Origin of the sequence: Pseudomonas syringae pv. cilantro, from assembly GCF_001293775.1 — a bacterium.
Lineage (GTDB): Bacteria > Pseudomonadota > Gammaproteobacteria > Pseudomonadales > Pseudomonadaceae > Aquipseudomonas > Aquipseudomonas syringae_P.
The window spans coordinates 1-2,938 of the sequence record NZ_LGLN01000063.1; the positions used below are offsets into that span (position 1 = coordinate 1).

4 protein-coding genes and 1 pseudogene are annotated in these 2,938 nt (G+C 51.2%); 3 read left to right on the forward strand and 2 right to left on the reverse strand.

Translation table 11 applies throughout. The features are described from left to right. The first annotated feature begins 353 nt into the window (after nt 1–353). The 3 genes from ABJ99_RS14565 to ABJ99_RS14575 are packed head-to-tail and all read left to right on the forward strand — an operon-like array spanning nt 354 to nt 1,694. The gene (locus tag ABJ99_RS14565) at nt 354–542 is read left to right on the forward strand and encodes a hypothetical protein (protein WP_010207072.1); all 189 of its coding nucleotides are present in this window, start codon (nt 354–356) and stop codon (nt 540–542) included. 17 nt (nt 543–559) lie between these two features. Continuing rightward, nucleotides 560–1,099: a hypothetical protein gene (locus ABJ99_RS14570; RefSeq protein ID WP_054086396.1), complete on the forward strand. Its 540-nt coding sequence runs from the start codon at nt 560–562 to the stop codon at nt 1,097–1,099. A gap of 40 nt (nt 1,100–1,139) precedes the next feature. After that, complete coding sequence (locus ABJ99_RS14575; protein WP_054086397.1) at nt 1,140–1,694, forward strand: hypothetical protein; 555 nt, start codon at nt 1,140–1,142, stop codon at nt 1,692–1,694. Between the two features lie 283 nt (nt 1,695–1,977). Here ABJ99_RS14575 and ABJ99_RS14580 read toward each other — a convergent pair whose 3' ends face one another. Beyond that, on the reverse strand, nt 1,978–2,523 hold the full coding sequence (locus tag ABJ99_RS14580) for an N-acetyltransferase (RefSeq protein WP_054086398.1): 546 nt from the start codon (nt 2,521–2,523) through the stop codon (nt 1,978–1,980). Nucleotides 2,524–2,833: 310 nt separating this feature from the next. Then, a pseudogene (locus tag ABJ99_RS29210) lies at nt 2,834–2,938 on the reverse strand (DsbA family protein); the annotation flags it as partial.

Below are 2,938 nucleotides of genomic sequence, written 5' to 3' on the forward strand. Positions count from 1 at the left end.
AGGAAGCCCAAAAGGCTACGTTTGGATCTGAAGCAATAGGTTCTGGAGGGAAGCATGTGGCAGTACCTGCAGATGGTGTCAGGTACAGGAAACGCGATTGATGAAGAGCCGTCAGTAGGAAACCGTTATCGGTACGATTGGGGTTTGGCGGAGCCTGCTTGGATCGTGCTCCCGCCATCAAGCAGCAGGCGCGGTAGCACTTTTCGGGGAGATGGGAGGTCCAGGTTACTGGCAACATTGCTGGTCGGCAGCCCGCTCCGAGATTATGATATTGATACCGTCAGATGCATTGAGCGGGTATGGGGCAGCAGAAAAACACCACTTTTGCATCGAAAAGACACAAGGAACGTCGTATGAAACTATCAGTGGCTCAAGTAATAGCGGTTCTGGCTTCAATAGGTCTGGGGGAGGCAGGGCAGCGAACAGCAGATCTGGCGTACACCGAGGCAGGTATTCTTGCTCTCCTCTTGGGAGTTGTTCTGATGATGGCAGCCTTTGGGTTCGAGCTTCTTGAGTTGCTGCGTGAAAAGTCGCTGATCTGAGAGGAGCAAAAATAGTTATGGAAGGGTATGAACATCCGACCCGCGATGCGTCGCCGCATGAGATATTTAGACTGTCATGGCTGGCTTACGTCGGTCCAATCTTTACTTTCTTGGTTCTCATCGCCGTGTCAGCCGGTACATCGTGGTTGACTATACACAAGGCTCAAATCGACCAGGCTCATCAGATCGGTATCACGATTAGCGTTCTCGTTCTGTTACTCGCATTTGCAATGTTTATCTACAAGATCCTCGTCTTGAGAAGCGTCTATCTCTACACCGACGATGTGGGCGTTTGGCTGTATCAAGGAATTTTGCCTTGGCGGAAAGGATACCGTGGTGTGAAGTGGCGTGACATCGAAGATGCCATGTACTTTACAGGCTTTATCAGCTGGATTTTTCGGTCGTATACCGTGCGAATTGGACACCGCTTTACCAAGACAAGTGAAATCTTGATCACGCATCTAGCCAAAGGTAATAATGCAGTCGAGCATATCAACCAATTGCATCAGAGCATCCTCAAAGCTGAGCAGGACGAGTTCTTGTCACCTGAGGTGTGATGCGCATTTTTCGTACATGCCATAGGCAGGAATGGAGCGAATGGTCAAAGAAGTTTTTTTCCCCGGTAACGATCGACAACCTTGTTTAGCCCGCTACGGTATCAAGATAGACCCTGATCACGGTATTGCTCGGGCCGAAATCGTAGTAATTCAGACTAACCGTGAAGGCTATCCTGCTATGGGTACCAGCCTATACAACACGGAGGATGGCCGAAATATCATTTTGAATAAAATTCTCGAAACTGATCTGCGAGGAGTGCGCGTTGAATTTGTCAGTTTCTATGTAATTCTCGACCTGGAGCATCGGCTAGAAGGGCTGAAGCTGCCTATCCGTATGGACTTTGAGGACTATATTAAGCGCGGGAATCCTTACGGCGTTGAAAGCCTTCCTGCAGAGAATATTGCAGGCAAGGTAATGCAGTGGATAGGGAAGGGAGATAAAGCATACGTCTACCACAGCATCCATGTTCAGGGCGGGTGCGCAAAATTCTACACGGATCTCATGGATGAGCAGCGAGAGTCGGTTAGCACTGATAAAGCCAAAGAGCTATTCCAAGCGATCGGATACGAGTTCTCCCCTGCAACCGACTATTGAGCCCGTGTCGAGGGACTGCCGCACCTCCGTGGAGGGCTCAAGCCAAATCCCCCCTGGGGGCGTCTGCGGACCAACCTTTGTGAGCCTCAATGGATATAGCTTGTGTCCAGTTGAAGTTAACCTCAAACGGGCGTCAGTTGGGGGTACTGGCGCAGCGTCAGAATAGGGCTGTTTTTCTGCATTTCCTGACTCTGTTGCCTCCTCTGTAGGCTACCCGTAATCAACCGGTATCACTGCGCAACAATGGAACAGCCAACGGACTTGAGGCTCGTGGCGGCCACCATTAGGTTGCCGCACTTCGGTTCGCTATGGCCTCCCGAGCCATCCATTCTTCGTGTTCACGGATAGACCGATCAATCGACGACTCCGGTATCAAGTGCTTCCAGCTCTGCTGTTCCTGGTAGACATGGTCTCGGTGTATGTCAGGCTGGATTATCGCACCTGCGGCGCTAAGAATCTGGCGTGAACGATGCCAAAAACGGTGGGCTTCATTACTACTGATAATGGAGACCGGAACGATTGGCAGACCGTGCATTCGGTGAAGTCTCCACAAGGCGGCCAATCCGTAGCCGCGACGCTTGTACTCGCGTGAGATCTCAATGCCGTAAACGAACAGTCGATCCTGGAGTGGGCTGATTGTGTAGCTTATTTCACCGACTTCAAGGGCATTGACCATGATCGCCATTTTAATAATAGGTGAGGGGTAACAAGCGTAGGTCCTGTGGCTATCCGTTTTCAGCAATAACAGCCGTACAAAAGGGAATATCTTATCCAGGTGGTGAGCATGCCGACGGTGAAAAAAATCTCTGATCGGTTCAAAGGGTTCCATACCAATCCTCTTGTGTTGACAGTGATCCTCGACGGCGCTTACAGCCGCTTACCCTGTTGGCGCTGGGTCGAATTGACCCTGTTGCCGAGATGTCGCTGACTCAGTCGGACGCCCTAAAAACCATTGCGCCTACTGCCGATATGGAGATGGGGTAGTTTTGCGTCAGTACGTGGGTCAGTTCGGAATTAACAATTAGTAGCCATAATATCAGGGTAGCTGCAATCGCGGTTCCAGACGAAGCTCCAGTAAACTAGATAAAGAGCCGGGTGGCGAGAACTGACCAGTACCTCGCGCTTCAAAACCTGAGCGCTCATTTGTCGCCACCGGCAACTGAACCAGCAGCCAGCCAGTCGATTGCGGAAAGCAGCGCGTCACCGTCAGGTGCTCCCTGCAGCTTGATCGTGCGGCCAGAGTG

Excerpts from the sequence above, each read along its gene's own strand:
- ABJ99_RS14565 (WP_010207072.1), top strand. The coding sequence starts at position 354 with ATGAAACTATCAGTGGCTCAAGTAATAGCGGTTCTGGCTTCAATAGGT.
- ABJ99_RS14570 (WP_054086396.1), top strand. The coding sequence starts at position 560 with ATGGAAGGGTATGAACATCCGACCCGCGATGCGTCGCCGCATGAGATA.
- ABJ99_RS14575 (WP_054086397.1), top strand. The coding sequence starts at position 1,140 with ATGGTCAAAGAAGTTTTTTTCCCCGGTAACGATCGACAACCTTGTTTA.
- ABJ99_RS14580 (WP_054086398.1), bottom strand. The coding sequence starts at position 2,523 with ATGGAACCCTTTGAACCGATCAGAGATTTTTTTCACCGTCGGCATGCT.